The sequence below is a fragment of the Streptomyces sp. NPDC031554 genome (genome assembly GCF_055580685.1).
The window spans coordinates 18352-36611 of sequence record NZ_JBVIKX010000014.1; the positions used below are offsets into that span (position 1 = coordinate 18352).

General features: G+C 77.5%; 13 protein-coding genes. 4 read left to right on the forward strand and 9 right to left on the reverse strand.

Annotation, left to right across the window (positions count from 1 at the left end):
* Nucleotides 1–14: 14 nt before the first annotated feature.
* Nucleotides 15–1778: a protein kinase domain-containing protein gene (locus ACZ5FU_RS29500; protein ID WP_469047423.1), complete on the reverse strand. Its 1764-nt coding sequence runs from the start codon at nt 1776–1778 to the stop codon at nt 15–17.
* 540 nt (nt 1779–2318) lie between these two features.
* On the opposite strand from ACZ5FU_RS29500, the gene ACZ5FU_RS29505 reads away from it, so the two are divergent.
* The gene (locus ACZ5FU_RS29505) at nt 2319–3470 is read left to right on the forward strand and encodes a glutathione-independent formaldehyde dehydrogenase (protein WP_451530360.1); all 1152 of its coding nucleotides are present in this window, start codon (nt 2319–2321) and stop codon (nt 3468–3470) included.
* A 123-nt stretch (nt 3471–3593) separates the two neighbouring features.
* Here the strand turns inward: ACZ5FU_RS29505 and ACZ5FU_RS29510 are convergent, their stop codons facing one another.
* The 7 genes from ACZ5FU_RS29510 to ACZ5FU_RS29540 form a co-directional block, all read right to left on the reverse strand.
* Entirely contained in the window at nt 3594–4634 is a 1041-nt protein-coding gene (locus ACZ5FU_RS29510) for a rod shape-determining protein (protein ID WP_451530342.1), read from the reverse strand.
* Between the two features lie 265 nt (nt 4635–4899).
* Nucleotides 4900–8223 carry an SAV_2336 N-terminal domain-related protein gene (locus ACZ5FU_RS29515; RefSeq protein ID WP_468835961.1) on the reverse strand — a complete coding sequence of 1108 codons (3324 nt, stop codon included), beginning with the start codon at nt 8221–8223 and terminating at the stop codon, nt 4900–4902.
* Nucleotides 8213–9388 carry an AAA family ATPase gene (locus tag ACZ5FU_RS29520; RefSeq protein ID WP_469047425.1) on the reverse strand — a complete coding sequence of 392 codons (1176 nt, stop codon included), beginning with the start codon at nt 9386–9388 and terminating at the stop codon, nt 8213–8215. Before ACZ5FU_RS29520 ends, ACZ5FU_RS29515 begins: the two co-directional genes overlap by 11 nt.
* Before the next feature lie 45 nt (nt 9389–9433).
* Nucleotides 9434–11131, reverse strand: a complete 1698-nt coding sequence (locus ACZ5FU_RS29525; RefSeq protein WP_468835957.1) for a VMAP-C domain-containing protein — start codon at nt 11129–11131, stop codon at nt 9434–9436.
* A complete protein-coding gene (locus tag ACZ5FU_RS29530; RefSeq protein WP_469047427.1) occupies nt 11128–11625 on the reverse strand; it encodes a CU044_2847 family protein in 498 nt (165 codons plus the stop codon). Before ACZ5FU_RS29530 ends, ACZ5FU_RS29525 begins: the two co-directional genes overlap by 4 nt.
* Nucleotides 11626–11792: 167 nt before the next feature.
* Nucleotides 11793–13154, reverse strand: coding sequence for a carboxyl transferase domain-containing protein (locus ACZ5FU_RS29535; protein ID WP_469047428.1), 1362 nt, complete (start codon nt 13152–13154; stop codon nt 11793–11795).
* Nucleotides 13151–14611 carry an acyl-CoA synthetase gene (locus tag ACZ5FU_RS29540; RefSeq protein WP_468642733.1) on the reverse strand — a complete coding sequence of 487 codons (1461 nt, stop codon included), beginning with the start codon at nt 14609–14611 and terminating at the stop codon, nt 13151–13153. The genes ACZ5FU_RS29535 and ACZ5FU_RS29540 overlap by 4 nt, the downstream gene beginning before the upstream one ends.
* A gap of 270 nt (nt 14612–14881) precedes the next feature.
* On the opposite strand from ACZ5FU_RS29540, the gene ACZ5FU_RS29545 reads away from it, so the two are divergent.
* Nucleotides 14882–15817, forward strand: coding sequence for an ATP-grasp domain-containing protein (locus ACZ5FU_RS29545; RefSeq protein ID WP_451776302.1), 936 nt, complete (start codon nt 14882–14884; stop codon nt 15815–15817).
* On the opposite strand, the gene ACZ5FU_RS29550 is transcribed toward ACZ5FU_RS29545, so the two are convergent.
* Entirely contained in the window at nt 15777–16379 is a 603-nt protein-coding gene (locus tag ACZ5FU_RS29550) for a hypothetical protein (protein ID WP_451530334.1), read from the reverse strand. The genes ACZ5FU_RS29545 and ACZ5FU_RS29550 overlap by 41 nt on opposite strands.
* Before the next feature lie 190 nt (nt 16380–16569).
* Here ACZ5FU_RS29550 and ACZ5FU_RS29555 point away from each other — a divergent pair, with 190 nt between their 5' ends.
* Nucleotides 16570–17343: an IclR family transcriptional regulator gene (locus ACZ5FU_RS29555; RefSeq protein ID WP_451530333.1), complete on the forward strand. Its 774-nt coding sequence runs from the start codon at nt 16570–16572 to the stop codon at nt 17341–17343.
* Nucleotides 17340–18188 (forward strand): SMP-30/gluconolactonase/LRE family protein, encoded by an 849-nt coding sequence (locus tag ACZ5FU_RS29560; protein WP_451530332.1) that lies wholly within the window; start codon nt 17340–17342, stop codon nt 18186–18188. The genes ACZ5FU_RS29555 and ACZ5FU_RS29560 overlap by 4 nt, the downstream gene beginning before the upstream one ends.
* The last annotated feature ends 72 nt before the right edge of the window (nt 18189–18260 follow it).

Genomic DNA, 18260 nt, shown 5'->3' on the forward strand with positions numbered 1-18260 from the left:
GGGGCGTCGGGCCGTCAGTCCGCGGCGCGCAGGGCCGTCCAGGTGCCGCGGCCGACGATGCCGTCGGCGGTCAGCCCCCTGTCGTCCTGGAAGGCGCGTACGGCGGTTTCGGTGCCGGAGCCGAAGTCGCCGGCGTCGTCGCCGGCGAGGCCGTAGCCGCGCTTCGTCAGCATGCACTGCACCTGCAGGACGCGTCTGCCGGTGTCGCCCCGGCGGGTGCGGCCGTTGCCGAGGTAGTGGGTGCAGTCGGTGTTCCAGGGCGCGGTGGCGGGTTCCGCGGCGGGGCTGCTCGGCGCCGGGGCCGACGTGGGGCCGGCGGCACCGGATCCGGTCGGCGGGGCGATGGGGACGGCCGTACGGCCGTCGGAGGAGGAGGGGGAAGGGGAGGGGGTGGCGAGGGGGCCGGAGGCCTCGTCGGTGGAGCCGTCGGGGCGGGCCGCGCTGCCGCCCCGGGCGGACGTGCCGCCGCGGGCGTCGCGGGAGGGGGAGGAGCCGGAGCCGCCGGAAGCCGCGCCGGGACCGCCGGGGCCGGTCGCGGCCGGTCCGGGGGAGTCGGCCGTGGCGGGGGAGTCCTGGCCGGTGAGGGCGTAGACGCCCGCGACGGTCAGACCGAGGACGAGGGCGGCGGCGCCGGCCAGCAGCGGCTTGCGGCGCCGACCGCCGGGCGGACCTGTCGCCGCGGACGGAGACGGCGTCGGCTCCGCGGGCGGAGAGGGAGGAGAGGGCGGAGAGGCTGGGGAGGAAGGGGAGGCTGGGGAGGCCGGCGGTGGGGCCGGGCGGCCTAAGCGGGCCCTGCGGTCGACCGGGAGGCGGAACAGCGTCTCGTACGCCCGCTGCCGGGCCAGGACCCTGCCGCCCAGCGGGTCGGGCCAGCCGGGCGGGCCGGCGTGCCGTGCGGCCGTCCGCAGGATCTCCGCCGGGGCGGGGCGCCGCTCGGGCTCCTTGGCCAGGCAGGCCGTCAGCAGCGAGCCGAGCGCCGGGTCCGCCGACGAGATCGCGTCGAGCAGCTCCCGGTCGGGTTCCTCGAAGGCGACCCGGTGCATGACGTCGACACCGGTGCCGTCGCCGAACGGGGCCCGCCCGGACGCGGCGAACACCAGCGTCCCCGCCAGCGAGAACACGTCCGACGCCGGGGTGGAGCGGCCCGTCCTGAGATGCTCCGGCGACATGTAGGCGGGGGTGCCGACCCGGTTGCCCGTGCCGGTGATCGCACTGGCCTCCGCCGCCCTGGAGATGCCGAAGTCGATGACGTGCGCGCCGCGGAGGGTGAGCAGGACGTTGGACGGTTTGAGGTCGCGGTGCACGATCCCGGCGGCGGCGAGTTCGCCCAGGGCCCGCGCGAGGTGCTCCGCCACCTGCCAGACCGTGGCGGGGGCGAGCGCGCCGTCCTCCCGCACGGCCTGCGCGAGGTCCGGACCGGGCAGGAACTCGGTGGCCATCCACAGCAGTTCGTCCCGGAAACCGGTGCCGCACAGCTTCGGCGCGTGCGGGGTGCGCAGCCTGGCGTGCACGGCCGCCTCCCGTTCGAACCGGCGCCGGAACCGGGGGTCCTCCGCGTACTCCGGCCGGATCACCTTCAGGGCGACCAGGCCGGGGCTGTCGTCGACGGGGCGTGCCAGATAGACGCGCCCCATGCCGCCGCTGCCCAGCCGTGCCAACGGCACGTAGGGGCCCACCTGTCCGGGATCGTCCGGACGCAGGGGGGAGGTGCCCGCCCGCCGCAGCGCGGCGGCCTCGCTCGCCGCCGGGTCCGATGGCGACGGCCGCTGATCCGACACGTGTGCTCCCCCCATGGGTGTTCGACGCAAGTCAGTTCGCCTTGACGGAAAGTGAAGAGGTTAATGCAGCGCGGGACGGGATTCGCCTTGTCCGGCACGACCCGCCGCCGTCGATCGCCGTCGACCGCGCGATCGTCTTCGGCGGCCGTTGTCCGCCGCCGCCGGCCGACGGCGACGGCCGCGGCCCGGACCGGTGCCGGACGGGGTGCCCTGCGCCGGCCGGCGGTGATGCCGTTCGGGGACGGTGACCGGCGGCGGCCGCGGCGTTCGGGCGGGCACGCCGCGGGGCACCGGTGCGGCTCCGGAGCACGACCGTGGCGGACACGGCGCGGTGGCCGCCCCGCCGGCCTCCCCGCGCGCGGCGCACGGCGGGAGTTGCAGCGGGTGCGGGAGGGGCGTTCCCTGGAAGGGTCAGCGGGAGTCAGAGCGCCCGGGGCTGCGCGACGGACCGAGGGGCCGCCGACGCGTGCCCGCGAGGGCCCGGTCGGGCGGTCCGCCGCCACCCGCCGCCACCCGGCGCTCGTCGCGGAGGTGAGCCAGGTGAAAGCCGTCGTCTACGAGAAGCCTTTCAGCGTCACCGTCAGGGACGTCGAGGACCCGCGGATCCAGCACCCGAACGACGTGCTGGTACGCGTCACGTCCTCCGCCATCTGCGGTTCCGACCTGCACATGTACGAGGGCCGGACCACGGCCGAGGCGGGCATCGTGTTCGGGCACGAGAACCTCGGCATCGTCGAGGAGGTCGGCTCGGGCGTGACCTCCCTGTCCGAGGGCGACCGGGTCGTCATGCCGTTCAACGTGGCCTGCGGATTCTGCAAGAACTGCCTCGCCGGGAAGACCGGCTTCTGCCTGACGGTCAATCCCGGCTTCGCCGGCGGCGCCTACGGCTACGTGGCCATGGGGCCGTACACCGGCGGGCAGGCCGAGCGGCTGCGGGTGCCGTACGCCGACTTCAACTGTCTGAAGCTGCCGCCGGGCGACGCGTTCGAGACCGATTTCGTGCTGCTCGCCGACATCTTCCCGACCGGCTACCACGGGTGTGAACTCGCCCGGGTGTCCCCCGGCGAGAGCGTGGCCGTCTTCGGCGCCGGCCCGGTCGGGCTGATGGCCGCGTACTCCGCGATGCTGCGCGGCGCGGCGAAGGTGTTCTGCGTCGACCGGGTGCCCGAGCGGCTCGCCAAGGCCGAGGAGATCGGGGTCGTCCCGATCGACTTCACCCAGGGCGATCCGGCCGAGCAGATCAAGGAGCAGACCGGCGGCGAGGGGACCGACAAGGGCGTCGACGCCGTCGGCTACCAGGCCCAGGCGCACGACGCGAGCCACGAGGAACCCGCCGTCGTCCTGAACACCCTGGTGGAGACGGTGCGGCCGACGGGCATGCTCGGCGTGCCGGGTCTGTACGTGCCGTCCGACCCGGGCGCGCCCGACGAGCACGCCAAGCGCGGCCAGCTGCTGGTCTCCATCGGCAGGATGTTCGAGAAGGGCCAGCAGGTGGGCACCGGCCAGTGCAACGTCAAGCAGTACAACCGCCAGCTGCGCGACATGATCGTCGCGGAGCGCGCCGAGCCCAGCTTCGTGGTCTCCCACGAGGTGCCGCTGGAGGAGGCGCCGAGGGCGTACGAGAAGTTCGACCAGCGGGTCGAGGGCTACACCAAGGTCGTCCTGCACCCCGGTCACACGCTCGCCGCGTAGCACCGGGCGGGACGCCGTACGGCTGACGCACGGCCGCAGGCCTGCCGGGGACGAGGGCGGACCGGCGGCCGCGCGCCGGCCGGGGGCCCGCGACGCGCTCCCGCGCGGGGACCGGCGGCCGCCTCAGGCGGTCGCGATGGGCCGCAGCGTGAGGGGCGCGATCCTGCCCTCCAGCATCGCGCCCAGACCCTGGGCGGCGCAGATGTCGGGCCGCTCGGCGATGTGCACCGGCATGCCGGTGGCCTCGCGGAGCATCTGGTCGAAGCCGGGCAGCAGGGCGGAGCCGCCGACCATCATGATCCCGCGGTCGGCCAGGTCGGCCACCAGGTCCGGGGGGCAGTCCCGCAGCACCCGCCCGATGCCGTCCAGGACGGCGGTCAGCGGGGTCTCGATGGCGTCCCGCACGGCCGCGGTGTCGACCCGCACGGACCGGGCCAGGCCGGTGGCCACGTCCCGGCCGTGGATCTCCGTGGAGGTGGGGCCGTCCGCGGTCAGACCGTTGCCGGACAGGGCCAGCTGGAGCGGCCGGACGGACTGGCTGGGGAGCATCAGCTCGTGCTCGTGGCGCAGGTGCTGGACGATCGCGTGGTCCACGGCCTCGCCGCCCACGGGGACGCGTTCGGCGGTCACGATCGAGCCGAGGGAGAGCACGGCCACCTGGGTGGCGGCCGCCCCGCACACCATGATCATGGTGGCTTCGGGCCGTTCCACCGGCAGCCCGCAGCCGACGGCGGCGGCGATGAGGGTGTCGACGAGCTCGACGCGCCGGGCGCCGAGCCCGACGAGCGTCTCGACGGCCGCGCGCTGGGCCAGCGGGTCGGCGTCGTGCGGGGTGCAGGCGGCGGCCCGCAGGAACGGCCTGCGGCGCAGCTGACGGCGGACCTTGTCGCCGATCAGGTGCCGCAACATGCGCTGTGCCATCTCGATGTCGACGACCGTGCCGCCGGAGACCGGGCGGGCGACGCGGATGTAGTGCGGGGTGCGGCCGATCATCCTCTCGGCGAACTCGCCGACCGCGATCAGCGCGCCGGTGCGGGTGTTCACGGCGGCGGCGGACGGCTGGTCGACGACGAGGCCGGCCCCCTTGACGTACACCCGCGTCCGCGCCGCACCGAGGTCGACGGCGAAGTGGCAGCGGCGCAACTGCTCCAGACTGGTGGTCATGGAAGGTCCTCCCGAGAGCACAGGCCGTGGCGGCCGGGCCTTCATGAGAAGGCCGCCGGGTGGTGACCCTCCTTCGCATCGTGCGGGGACGGGAGGGCGGACGCCCGCTGGAGGGGGCCGGGCGGGGAGGGGAGCCGCCGAACGGGGGGATCGCCTCCGCCGGGTGACGGGTGACGGGTGACGGGTGACGGGTGACGGGTGCCAGGTGCCGGGTTACGGGCGCCGGGCGACCGCCCGTTTCCCCGGCCCGGTCCGCACGGGAGGCCTACCGGGCGCGCGCCGCCTCCAGCAGCTCCGTCAGGGACCGGACGGTCGCCCGGCACCCGGCGGCCCGCAGCTCCTGCTCCACGGTCGGACTGCGCGCGAGGCCGACGAACCGCAGCCCCGCCCGCTGGGCGGCGGTCAGCTCCGCCACCGTGGCCCCGACCAGCACGCCGGCCGCCGCCCCGACGTCCAGGGCCCGCAGGGCCTCCAGCAGGCCCGCGGGGTCCGGCATCAGCGGCGCCGGACGCGGACCGCGCCCGTGGACGCCGTCCAGCGGCAGCCGGTACGGCTCCACGTAGCGGCGTACGGCCTCCTCGCACACGTCCGTCACCACGGCCACCCGGCGGCCCGACTCGTGCAGCGCGCGCACCAGGGCGACGAAGTGGTGGGTGGTCGGCGCGTGCGGGACGGCCGCCAGTTCGACTTCGTCCAGGCGGGCCCGCAGCAGGGGTTCGAGCGGGCCGCGGGCGTGCGCGCGCAGCACGTCCAGGGGGTGCGCCGGCGCGTCCCGCACCGCCGGGGCGGGGTCCGTCGGCGCGTCCCGCGGGCCCCGCCCGGCGGCGGCGACCGCCAGCAGCTCCAGCGCGGCCCCGCGCGCCGTCGGCGCCGTGAACAGCCGGGCCACCGGACCGTCGAAGCCGAGCAGCACGGCGTCGGCGCCGGCCAGGAGGCCGGCCGGTGAGGACGCGTCCGCCGGGGCCGGCCGCGGCGGGGCGGGCGGCGGCGCCCACTCCGGGGCCAGCCGCACCGCGCAGCGCACCGCGAGCCCCGGCACCGGCCACCCGCCCAGCTGCGCCTCCAGCGCGCGCTGCGCCCCGGCCGCACGGCGCGGCGAGTGGTGCCGGGTGATCTGCGGCGCGGCCCGGAGCAGGTGGGCGAGGAGCCGGTCCGCGACCCCCGTGGTCCCCGCCCGCACGAAGGCCACCGGGTCCTCCACCCGCCAGGTCAGTTCGGCGGTCCCCACGAACTCGCCCTTGCCGGAACCGGGCAGCGACACCGCGCGGGTGGCCTGCCGCGGCGTGAGGTCGACCTCGTAGTACGTCAACGGCCGCGGCAGGTGCGCGGCGTGCGGGTCGGCCGGGTCCAGGAGGGCGAGCGGGCGTCCGGGTGCCAGGTGCACGACGGCGGACCGGCCCGGCACGGGCGCGCCCGGCCGGTCGGCGTCCCCGGCGATGAAGGGGCCGCGCACCAGGTCCGGCTCCTCCTCGGCGCGCGGCGCGGGCAGCGGGCAGTACCAGGCGAGCGGCGGGGCGTCGGGGGCGTCCCCGTGCAGCGGGCGGAAGCGGTGCGGTCCGGCGGCGGCGGAGCTGCCGGCGAACGCCTCGTAGAGGGCGGGCGGGACGAGCACCAGCACCGGGGCGGACCCCTGCGGGGGCGGGGGCGGGGGCGCGGTCCGGCGCCCGTCCTCGAAGGTCACCCGAAGCCGCGGCGCCGCCGCCCGGCCGGTCAGGGGTCCGGGCAGCCAGCGAAGGGCCGCGGCCAGCACCGGCAGCAGGAAGACGCCGGGGGCGACGCGGACGCGGTAGCCGTCGGGCCGCACCAGCACCTCGTACTGCTGCGGGGCCAGGCCGCCGCGGGACAGGACCTGGTGCACGGCGTACTCGAGGCTGATCCGCGCCTCGGGGCGGGTGCCGAGGTCGGTGCCGGTCTCGAACAGCAGGGCCGGGCGGGCCGCCGCGCCCCGGCCGCCGTCCGGCCCGGCACCGGCGGGCTCCCGCCGCACGGCGTCGTCGGGGCCCGCGCCCAGTCGCCGTACGGTCTCCTCGGCGACCGTCGCGAACGCCGTCCCGCCGTCCCCGCCGCCGGTCCGGGCGCGGAACTCGCCCGCCGTGCGGCCCGCCCGCGCGTCGATGAGGCGGCCCGTCCGTTCCAGCAGGTCGCGGGTGCGGCCGCGCGCGGTGCGCGGGAGGGTCCGCGCGAGCAGTTCGCCGACGCCGGGGCGGAAGGCGTACGAGCCGGGCGGGCCCGGCGCCGCCGTGAGCAGGCCACTGAGGATCACCTCGGCGAGGTGCTGCGGGCGCGGGTCGCGCTCCACCGCGCGCTGGACCAGGCGCATCACCGGCACGGACGGGTCGGCCAGGGTCAGGTGACCGGCGAGGCGGAAGGCCTCCGGGGAGGCGGTGGCGCGGAACCGCAGGACCAGCTCCCGCGCGGGCAGGCGTGCCGGATCGGCCGCCGGGTCCCGCTCGGGCGGCGCCGGGGTCAGCCAGGCCGCCGCGCCCGGGACGCGCGCGCCGCCGGGGCCGGCCACCAGCGCCGCCCAGTGGGCGAGCCAGGGGGCGCCCGGCTCCAGGACCGGCAGGGCGACGGCGGCGGGGTGCGGCCGGCCGGCCTCGGGGTCGTACGGGGTGAAGGCCAGGGCGGTGGCCGGGGCCGCCGCGCCCGGGGAGGACAGCACGCCGGGCTCGGCCGGGAGGGCCGTGGTCGGCCACAGCCGCTCCGGCAGCGGCTGGACGACGGCCAGCGGCATTCGGGACGCCCAGTGCCGCAGCGCGGCGTACCAGCGGGTGCCCGCCGGGCCGGGCCGCCACTGCGGGCCCGTGCAGTCGCTGACGACCAGGGCGAGCGTCCGCCCGTCCGCCGGGTCGGGCACGTGCCGGGCCCGGCCGTCGGGACCGGCGGGGTGGAGCGTGACCGTGCGGAAGACGCCCGACTGGGCCAGCACCGTGTGCAGTTCCCGCACGAGCGGGCGCCAGACCGGCATGGTCGGACCGGTGTCGTGCACGAGGGCGAGGCGCAGCCAGCGCTCGCGCGCCGGGCGCAGCACGGGGAGCCAGACGTCCGGGTGCGCGCCGAGCCGGGCGATGCGGTCGGCCGTCGCCCGCTCGTCCAGGACGCGGGCGCGGGCCGCCGGCACCGTGCGTTTCAGCGGGCGCAGGGCGCGCTGGAGGGCGAGGGGGCGGGGGAGCATCGCCGGCGCGGGGGCGAGCAGGTGGGCGCCGCCGTCCCGCTCCCCGCCGTCCCGCTCGCCGGGGGGCGGCGGGGCCGCGGACGGCAGGTGCAGGGGGACGCGGGCGGCCGGGGCCGGGGGGTGCGGCGGGGGCGGCGGTGCGGCCGGGGGAGGGGCCGGGGCGGTGGCCCCGTCCCGGCGCGGCGGCGCGGGAGCGGGCGGCACGCCCTGCCCGGCGGGCCCCTTCCCCGGCCCCTCGCCGGCCGGACCGCCGTCCTGCGTCCGCGCGGCCAGCCACAGCAGTTCCGCCAGTTCGCGCGGGGTCGGCGGGGTCCCGGCGGCGGCCGTCAGGAGCGCGGCGAGCCGGCCGACGGCCGTGCCCCCGGGCCCCGGCGGGGCCCCGCCGGGCGCCGCCGGCGGGCCCTCAGAAGCCATCGCCGTCCGCCGTCGCGCTCAGGTACGGCATCAGCTCGTCCGCGAGGGCGTCGCGGGAGTCCGCGTCCAGGCCGGCGACGCCGGTGAGGTAGAGGGCGTTCAGCAGCTGGTCGGTGGCGAGTTCGCCGTCGGCGGCGCGGGCCAGGAAGCGGTCGATGAGGTGCTCCGCCTCGCCCGCCGGGGTGTCGAGGTGGGCACGGACGATCTCGGTGAGCTGCTCGTGGTCCGGGCGCCGCAGCCGCAGCCGGACACAGCGGCGCAGGAAGGCGGGCGGGAACTCGCGCTCGCCGTTGCTGGTCAGCACCACGAAGGGGAAGGCCCGGCAGCGCACCCGGCCACGGGTGACCGCGACCGGCTCGTCCGTGCCGTCGGCGAGGACCTCGGCGGTGGTGCCGGGGCCGGACCGGCGTGCGGCGCGCATCAGTTCGGGGATCTCGTACTGCCCCTCCTCCAGCACGTTCAGCAGGTCGTTGGGCAGGTCCAGGTCGCTCTTGTCGATCTCGTCGACGAGGAGCACGCGGGGGCGGGCGTGGGGGAGCAGGGCCGTGCCGAGGGGGCCGAGGCGCAGGTGCTCCTCGACGTCGGCGCCCGCGGGCGGACCGCCGCCCGGCCCGCCGGTCCCCCACGCCCCCGTTCCGGACGCCCCGGTCTCCGAGGCACCCGCCCCGGACACCTCCGCCCCGGACGCGCCCGCCCCGGCCCCGGGCGCTCCCGTCCCGGGCGCTCCCGTCTCGGGCGCCCTGGCCCCCGCCCACCACGGCACCGCCCGCCGCGCCGCGTACAGCCGGGACAGCGGGTCGTACTGGTAGAGGCCGTCGGACAGCGTGGAGCGGCTGGTGATGTTCCAGCGCAGGACCGGGCCCAGCCGCAGTTCCCGCGCCACCGCGTAGGCCAGCGAGGACTTGCCGGTGCCGGGCGGGCCCGTGACCAGCAGCGGCCGGCGCAGCACCAGCGCGGCGTTGACGAGCTGGACGGTCTCGGGGGCGGCCACGTAGGTGCGGGCGCGGTGCGCGCGGTCGGGGGAGACGGCCGCCCCGTCGTCGCCGTCCCGCGGCGCGGGCAGGACGGGCCCGCCGTCGAACGCCCGCCAGGGCGGCGGGGCGGGCAGGTCGTCGATGCCGTCGTGCGGTGCGCTGTTCCCGGTGTAGACGGACCAGTGGGGCATGCGGGATCTCTCCGTGCGGTGGACTCGGCGTGGGGGGCGGGCGGGTCAGGCCACGGGGGATCGGACGTGCGCCCCCGTCCCGGCGTGCGGGTCGGTGAAGACGCGCGGGTCGTCCCACAGCAACTGGATGTCGCGCGCCCAGTGCTCGTCCTCGGCGTCGGCCTCCTCCCGCAACTGGAGGATCCTGCGCGGGAGTTCGGCCGGCGGTACGCCGGACACGCAACTGTCGAGCTGGTCCAGGAAGGTCTTGCCCGTGCAGTCGGCACCGCCCGCGCAGGGCTCCTCGGGGCCGCTGTCGCAGCCCTCCCGGGACCAGACGACCACCGGGGCGGGCGCGGTGAGCGTGGTGTCGAAGTGGGCCCGGGTGCGGGGCGCGGCCGGCGCGGTGGCGAACCCGGCGAGACAGGCGTCGGACTGCCGCAGCCGCACCCGCAGCCGGCGCGGCTCCTCGGACGTGCCGCACTCCACCCGGTGCACCTGGGCGCCGGGCGCGGAGTCGAGCCGGTTCCAGGCACGGGTCAGCTGGTGCCGGGCGGCCGCCCGCCGCCGCGCCTGGTCGGTGACCACGACGGGGTGCGCGCAGCCGAGCGGGGTGTCGTCGTCGGGCGCGCTCGCCCAGCGGTCCACGGGCAGGTCGATCCAGTCGCGGGGCAGCGCGAACGCGATCAGCTCGTCGCAGCCCGGCGTCAGATACCCGAACGCCGCCTCGATCCGGTCCTGGACGTAGGCGTGCAGCCGGGACCGCGGCACGGTGTCGGACCCCACAGGATGCCGACGGCCCCCGCTGTACGCCGACACCTCGACGCTGACCCGGCCGTCGCCCGCGCCGCTGTGCCGCAGGTCGACGAGGATGGGCGACCAGCGCGGCGCGGCGGGCGTCTCCACGGGTGCCCGGAACAGCGCCTCCACGTGCTCGGTGAAGCGGGCGACGGTGCCGGCCGCGTCCTCGCCGTCGATCTCGCACAGCACGAACAGTGCGGCCGAACGCAGCGAGTCGAAGCCCTCGCGCGGCGGTTCGGGGTCCAGCGGCCCGGCGGCGGCCCGGTAGAGCCGTACGGGGTCGCAGTCCAGGCCGGCGCGGACGGCCCGCTCGACCAGTTCCCGCAGCCGGGCGCGGTCGGCGGTGCGGTGGTCGGAGGTGGGGACGAGCCCGGCGAGGGCGGACCAGTAGCGGGCCATCACCTCGGTGGGCATCATCCGCCCGTTGCGCACCCCCTGCGCGCCGGCGGCGGCCGTGACCATGCCGACCACCTCACCGGTGTCGACGAGGGTGACCGCGGCCCCGCTGAACCCCGGTTCGAGCGGCTGCCCGTCCGGCTGCCAGGCCTCCAGCTGCATCCACTCCCGGTTGAGCAACTGCGGTGCGGTGACCCGGTACTCGGCCAGGGTGCCCTCGTCGAAGCCGAGCGGGAAGCCGTACACGACGAGCTTGCGCGGCCGGCTGCCGTACGCGGTGTCCACGGGCGCCAGCGCCGCCGGGGCGATGTCCACCTCGTGGTCCAGCTCCAGGACGGCGAGGTCGCCGGGGTCGGTGCTGCCGCCGCCCCAGCCGCCCTCGGCCACCACCCGTGCCGCGACGGGCGCGGAGCCGGGCCGCTCCGTGAAGGTCACCGCCAGCTCCCCGGCCGGCCCCTCGTGGACGACGTGGGCACAGGTGAGGACCGTGCGCGGGGTGACCAGGAAACCCGCCCCGACGACCTGCCCGGCGCACTCGATCCGGGCCTGCCACTCGGCGCTCCTCATGAGGCGGGGAGGGACTCCGGCGGTGCGGCCGCCGGCACGACCGGCCGTGCGCCCTCGACCGGGTCCGGCCGCGCGGCCGTCGACGGGATCGGCCGCCCGGCCTCCGGCGCGCCCGGTCGCGCGCCCGCCGTTCCGACCGGCTCGGCGGTCCCCGGCGCGTCCTGTCGCGGCCGTTCCGCCGACGGGGACCAGGTCAGCCTGACGACCAGGTGCCCCTCCGCCGTGCCCTTGGCGATGATCGCGCCCGTCTCGGCCGCCAGCTTCACCCCGAACTCGATCTCCACGCCGTCGGGTCGCAGCGTGCCGTCGCGGAAGACCCGCAGCGCGGACGCCGCGGCCGAGCGCACGCCCTCCAGGGCGCCCTCGAAGGTGCGGGCCGCCTGCACGGTGCCGTCACCGCGGGCCACCAGCCGGGAACCGGGCCGCTGTTCCCCGACGGCCTCGACGGCGACCACGGCGCCGTCGTCCGTCGTGAACTCCACCACTGCTGCCATGACGCCCCCGTCGTGCTCGTCGAACCGCGGCTCCGTGCGGGGCCATTGTTACGGACGGTACGGGAGGTTGTCCCGTTCCCGCTCCCGCCGCCCGCCCGCCGCCGACGGAAACCCGCCACGCCGCCTCCGGCCTCCGCCACGCCGCCTCCGCCCCGCGGCCGGCACCCTCACGGCAGATCCGTGCGGACCACCCCCAGTTCCGCCAAGTCCTGTGGGCGGATGCGGAGTCGGCCGGCCGTCGCCTCGACCTCGCCGGGCGGCCGTTTCAGGATCGCGGCCGCCGCCTCCGGCGCGATGACCGAGAAGTAGCTGTCCGGGGCGGCCCAGGTCCGGCCGGGCGCGGCCAGGGCCAGCGCGCCCCCGGACCCGCCCTCGCCGATCACCAGCGTCGTGACGGGCGTCCGCGCGGTGGCCACCGCGCCGAACAGTTCGGCGATCGCCGCGCCCGCGCCCTGCCGCTCCGCCTCCGCGTCGTTGGCCGCGCCCGGCGTGTCCACCAGGGTCAGCACCGGGATGCCGAGCCGGTCCGCGAGGCGGACCAGCCGGGTGGCGGTGCGGTAGCCGGCGGGCCGGGTGGCGGTCCCGGTCTGGGCGGCGTAGGCGACGGTACGGCCCCGGTGCTCGCCGAAACCGCACAGCACGCCGTCCGGATCGGTGCCGCCGCAGCGGTCCCCGCCGATCGCGGCGCGCAGGGTGAAGTAGGCGTCCAGGTAGGCCTCGGCGCGCGGACGCTGGGGCGAGCGGGCGCGCCGGACGGCGTCCCAGCCGGTGGCCGGGAGGTCCTTCGCCCCCAGGGCGCGGGGGACCGGCGCGGGCTCCCCGGACGGGCGGGTCAGCAGCCGCAGCCACCGCGCCAGCGTCTCCCGCAGTGCCCCCGGCTCCACGACGGCGTCCGCGGAACCCGCCGCGACCTGCGCCTCGGCGGTGTACGCGGCGGGGTCGGCGTCCGGCGGCCGCACCCGCGACCCGGCGAAGCCGACCTGGGCGCCCGGCAGGGCGAGCACCACGTCGGCACCCGCGCCCAGGGTGGCCCAGCCGCCACCGGTCGTCGGATCGCGCAGCACGGCGATCTGCGCCAGCCCGGCCTGCCGGGTCAGCGCCGACTCCCTCGCCACGCGTTGGAGCTGGGTGAGGGCGATCATGCCCTCCTGCATCCGGGAGCCGCCGGTGGCGACCAGCGCGACGACCGGCAGCCGGTGGTCGCGGGCGTGGCGGTACGCCGCCTCCAGCCGGTCGCCGGTGCGTTCGCCCAGCGAGCCGCCCAGGAAGCCGAACTCGAAGGAGATCAGCACGGCCCGGGTGCCGCCGACGGCGCCGACGCCGCAGACCACGGACTCCGTCTCCCCGGTCCGCTCGGCGGCGCGGGCGCGCGAGGCGTCGTAGCCGGGCCAGCCCAGCGGCCCGTCGGGAGCGGACTCGCGCGCCGGGAGGGGGAGTTCGTCGAAGGAGCCGGAGGATTCCGGAGAGTCGGGGGCGTCGAGGACGAGGGCGAGGACCTCGCGTGCGGAGAGCCGGAGCGGGCCGCTCATGAGGGCAGCGCCCGCTTCATGATCTTCCCCATGTCGTTGCGGGGCAGCACGTCGAGGTAGCGCACCGTGCGGGGCCGCTTGTGCGGGGCGAGCCGCCGCGCCACATGGCCGGCCAACTCCTCCTCGCCGGGGGGCGACCGCCGGTCGACGGGCACGATCCACGCCACGATCCGCTCCCCGAGGTCGGCGTCCGGCTCCCCGGTGACGGCGGCCTCCCGCACGCCCGGATGTTCCAGCAGCGCGTTCTCGATCTCCCCGGCGCCGATCTTGTAACCGCCGCTCTTGATCAGGTCGGTGGCCTTGCGCCCCACGATCCGGACGTACCCGTCGGGGTCGCGCACCGCCATGTCCCCGGTCCGGAACCAGCCGTCGGCGGTGAACGCCGCGGCCGTGGCGTCCGGCCGGCCGAGGTAGCCGGTGAACAGGTTCGGCCCGCGCACCTGGATCTCCCCGACGCTCTCCCCGTCGTACGACGCGAGGGGCGTCCCGTCCTCCTCCACGAGCCGCAGCTCCACCCCCGGCAGCGGCACCCCGACCGTGCCCGCGCGGGGTGCGCCGTCGGCACGCACGGAGGTGTTCATCAGCGTCTCCGTCATGCCGTACCGCTCGATCACCCGCTGCCCGGTCGCGGCCGTGATGCGCTCGTGGTCGTGCACCGGCAGCGCGGCGGAGCCGGAGACGAGCAGCCGGGCCCGGCCGAGCGCCTCGGCGAGGCCGGGGTCGCCGGGGAGGGCCTCGGCGAGCCGGTGGTACATCGTCGGCACCCCGAACAGCATGGTGGCGCCGCTGTTCAGCTCCCGGGCCACCCCCTCCGGGGAGAACCGTCCCAGGTGCCGCACCGACCCCCCGCGCCGCAGCGGCCCCAGGACGCCCAGCACCAGCCCGTGCACGTGGAACAGCGGCAGCCCGTGCACCAGCACGTCCTCGCCGGTCCACCGCCAGGCGTCGGCGAGCGCGTCCAGCGTCGCCGCGACCGCCCGCCGGGGGACGACCGCGCCCTTGGGCGGGCCGGTGGTGCCGGAGGTGTAGACGACGAGCGCGGCGTCCTCGTCGTCCACGGACGCCCGGCCGGGGAGCCGGCCGCGCGCCCGCACGTCCACCTCGACACGCGGCACGTCGCCCACGACGGGGGGCAGTTCGTCCCCGGGCGCGGCCAGGAGGAGCGCGGGCGCGCTGTCGGACAGGATGTGCCCGAGCTCCCCCTCCCCGGACTTCGGGTTGAGCGGCACCACCGGCACCCCGGCCTCCAGCGCCGCCACGACGGCCACGGCCGTCTCCGCCGAGGGCGTCGCCCACACGGCGACCCGCGCGCCGCCGCCCGGCAGCCGCTCGGCCAGGGCACCCGCCGCACCGGCGAGTTCGGCGTACGTCAGGGACCGGTCGCCGAACCGCAGGGCCGCGCGGCCGGACGGCGGACCGGACGACGGGTCCGACAGGACCGGGAAGAGAGAGGACACCGGAACACTCCTCGGGCAGGGGACGACAGGCTTGTTCCTACCTCATGACCGGCCCGGCCAGTCGCCCCCGGAGGTTGACGCCCGTCACGTCCGCTTCCGGAGGACGGCACGGGCGGGCCCTCCACGCGGTCCCGGACGGCGTCGCGGGCCGCCGCTCCCCGGGCTCCGCTGCCGGGCTCCCCAGCGAGGGAGGACCGAACGGGTTGCGGTGATCGCAGGGGTGGTGGTTAGCCTGCGGGGCCGTGCCCGCCAGGAGAATGGAGTCCCGCCGTGCCCCGAGTCGCCCTCGTCACCTACGACCCCCGGCCGGAGCCCAGCAAGGACCGCGACCTGCCGGTCCTGGTACGGGCGCTGGAGGAGGCCGGGGCCGAGGCGGAGGCCGTGTGCTGGGACGACGCCGACGCCGACTGGGCCTCCTACGACCTCGCCCTGATCCGCTCCACCTGGGACTACAGCTGGCGCGCGGCCGAGTTCACGGCGTGGGCGGAGCGCTGCGCCGGGGTGACCCGGCTGGCCAACCCGGCCGCCGTCGTGCGCTGGAACACCGACAAGCGCTACCTCGGCGAGCTCGCGGCGGCCGGCACCCCCGTCGTCCCCACCCGCTACCTCGCCCCCGGCGACCCGGCCGACCTCCCCGGCGACCACGAGTACGTCGTCAAGCCCACCTCGGGCGCCGGCGCCCGCTACGCCGCCCGCTACACCCCCGACCAGCACGAGACCGCCGTACGCCAGCTCGCGCGCATGCACGAGGAGGGGCTGACGGCGATGGTGCAGCCGTACGCGCGCAGCATCGACACGGCGGGGGAGCGGGCCCTGCAGTTCTTCGGGGGACGCCTGCTGCACGCCAGCCGCAAGCGGGCCGTGCTCGCGCCCGGGACCGCGTTCGACGCGGTCAAGGTCGCGCATCCGGGGCTGGAGCGGTGGACCCCGACGGCGGCCGAACTCGACGTGGCCGAGCGGGCGCTGGCCGCCGTACCGGGCGCGCCCGAGCTGCTGTACGCGCGGGTCGACCTGGTGGACGGCGACGACGGCCGGCCGCGGGTGATGGAGCTGGAACTGGTGGAACCGAACCTCTTCCTGTTCCTGCACCCGGGGTCGGTGCCGCGCGTGGTGGAGGCGGTCCTCCAGGCGGCCGCCCCCGCCGCCGGCCGGGGCCCCCGCGGGGTCACCCCCGCACCGCCGTCCGCTGCAGCAGCCCCCAGGTGAACTCGGCGACCGCCTCCCGCCGCACCCCCTCCCCGTCCGGTGCCGTGAGGGCCAGGGCCCAGCGGGTGGGGGCCGAGCCCTCCAGGGGGCGGGCGGGGGCGAAGGCGCGGGCGGCCTCGTCGACGGTGCAGGACCAGGGAGCGAGGTCGTCGAGGGTGCGCAGGACGGGGGCCGGGGCGCCGGGCGCGCGGACGAGCCACTCGTTCCAGACGGCGCCGCCCGGGGCGAGGAGCACCTCGAAGCGCAGGGTGGGCCACAGGGGCAGCGGCCACCGCCACGCCTCGCAGTCCAGGTCGCCGATCCGGCGCGCCGAGCGCGACTCGGGGGCGCCGAGGACGGAGCGGTACCGGGCGGCGGCGCCCCCGCCGCGCGGCGAGCGGACCATCGCCTGCCAGCGCTTGTGGGCCTCCCGCAGGTCGGCTGAGGAGGCGCCCAGTTCGCGGCGGGCGTCGTCCACCAGCCCGGGGTTGTGGTCGGCCATGCGGCGCAGCAGCACCAGCGGGAAGTCGGCGGGGGTGAAGGGGCGGCCGGCGGGGCGCGTGTCGGACGGCATGCGGTCCATCGTCGCCCACGGGGCGGCGGGACCGCCCGCCCGCCGGGTCGCGGGACCGCCCGCGCACCGGCGGTGTTCGGTATCCCGGCCCCGGCCATTGCCGGGCGGCTCGCTGTGTGACTAGCCTGTGTTCGTCATGCCGATCGTCTGTTGAGATTTCGAACACAGGCCTGAGACGAACCAAGGGAGGGGGCCGGCCGTGGGACGACTCGTGCCCGCCGTTACCCGGGCTCTCGACATCCTCGAGCTCTTCCTCGACGGGGACGGCACGCTCTCCGCCCCCGACATCGTGCGCCGGCTCCAACTGCCGCGCACCACCGTGCACGAGCTGGTCACCACGCTCGCCGCCCGGTCGTACATCGTCACCGTCCCCGGGCAGCCCGGACGCTACCGCCTCGGCGTGCGGCCGTACCAGCTCGGCAGCCGGTACGCCGAGCAGCTCGACCTGGCCGCCGAGGGCCAGCTGGTGGCCCGGACCGTCGCCGAGACCTGCGACGAGACGGTCCACGTGGCGATCCTGGAGGGCACGGACGTCATCTACATCGCGAAGGTCGACTCCACCCACGCCGTGCGCATGGTGTCGGCGGCGGGCCGGCGCCTGCCCGCGCACTGCACCTCCGTCGGCAAGATGCTGCTCGCCTCCCTCCCCGACGCCGAGCTGACCGCGCGGATCCCCGACGACGCCGACCTGGCCGCCATGACGCCCAACAGCATCACCGATCCCGGCGCCCTGCGGGAGGCCCTGGCGGAGATCCGGGAGCGGGGCGTCGCGGTCGAGAGCCGCGAGTCGAACCCCGACGTCAGCTGCGTGGCGGCCCCGGTGCGCGACCGCACCGGCCGGGTGGTGGCCGCGCTGTCGATCTCCGTGCCCATGATCCGCTGGAGCGACGGGCGCCGCGTCGAACTGGAGCAGCTCGCCGCCAAGGGCGCGGCCGAACTGTCCGAGCAGCTCGGCTACCGGAGCGCGGCATGACGCACACGTTCGACGTCGCCGTCCGCGCGGAGGCCGCCCTCGGCGAGGGCCCGACCTGGGACCCGGCCGCCGGCCGCCTCCTGTGGCTCGACATCCTCGGCTCGCGCCTGCACACCTACGACCCCTCGACGGACCGCCGCACGGTGCGCGTCACCGACCAGCACGTGGGCGCGGCCAAGCCCCGCGCGGGCGGCGGTCTGGTCCTCAACCTCCGTGACGGCGTGGGCCTGCTGGACGAGGACGGCGGCTTCCGCTGGCTCCGCCGCGAGCCGGTCCCCGGCCGCCGCGCCAACGACGCGGCCGTCGCACCGGACGGCTCGCTCTGGGCCGGCACGATGCGCTACGACGAGGCGCCGGGCGGGGGGTCCCTGTCCCGGATCACCGGGGACGGCTCGGCCTCCGTGGTCCTCGACGACGTCGCGGTGAGCAACGGGACGGGCTGGAGCCCCTGCGGCACGCTGATGTACTACATCGACTCCCCGACCCGCCGCGTCGACGTCTTCGACCACGCCGAGGGCCGGGTGACGAACCGTCGCCCCTTCGCCGTGGTCGAGGAGGGCGCGGGCTTCCCCGACGGGCTGACGGTCGACGCGGACGGATGCGTGTGGGTGGCCCTGTGGGACGGCGCGGCGGTGCGCCGGTACACCCCGGCGGGCACGCTGGACCGGGAGATACGCTTCCCGGTCCCCCGCGTGACGGCCTGCGCGTTCGGCGGCCCCGGTCTGACCGACCTGTACGTCACCACGGCCCGCGTGGGCCTGACGTCGCCCCACCCCCTGGCGGGTTCGCTCCTGGTCGTCCCCGGCGCGGGCCAGGGCGTTCCCCTGCCGGCGTTCGACGGCTGAGACGGGGGGCGGACCCGGTCCCGCCCCACCCCCCGCCCCCGCCCCCGCCCCCGCCGCCGGTCGTCCCAGGAG

What these genes read in the sequence shown, in the direction of transcription:
- ACZ5FU_RS29510 (WP_451530342.1), bottom strand. Translation starts at nt 4,634, where the DNA reads ATGACCACCAGTCTGGAGCAGTTGCGCCGCTGCCACTTCGCCGTCGAC.
- ACZ5FU_RS29515 (WP_468835961.1), bottom strand. Translation starts at nt 8,223, where the DNA reads ATGGCTTCTGAGGGCCCGCCGGCGGCGCCCGGCGGGGCCCCGCCGGGG.
- ACZ5FU_RS29520 (WP_469047425.1), bottom strand. Translation starts at nt 9,388, where the DNA reads ATGCCCCACTGGTCCGTCTACACCGGGAACAGCGCACCGCACGACGGC.
- ACZ5FU_RS29525 (WP_468835957.1), bottom strand. Translation starts at nt 11,131, where the DNA reads ATGAGGAGCGCCGAGTGGCAGGCCCGGATCGAGTGCGCCGGGCAGGTC.
- ACZ5FU_RS29530 (WP_469047427.1), bottom strand. Translation starts at nt 11,625, where the DNA reads ATGGCAGCAGTGGTGGAGTTCACGACGGACGACGGCGCCGTGGTCGCC.
- ACZ5FU_RS29535 (WP_469047428.1), bottom strand. Translation starts at nt 13,154, where the DNA reads ATGAGCGGCCCGCTCCGGCTCTCCGCACGCGAGGTCCTCGCCCTCGTC.
- ACZ5FU_RS29550 (WP_451530334.1), bottom strand. Translation starts at nt 16,379, where the DNA reads ATGGACCGCATGCCGTCCGACACGCGCCCCGCCGGCCGCCCCTTCACC.
- ACZ5FU_RS29560 (WP_451530332.1), top strand. Translation starts at nt 17,340, where the DNA reads ATGACGCACACGTTCGACGTCGCCGTCCGCGCGGAGGCCGCCCTCGGC.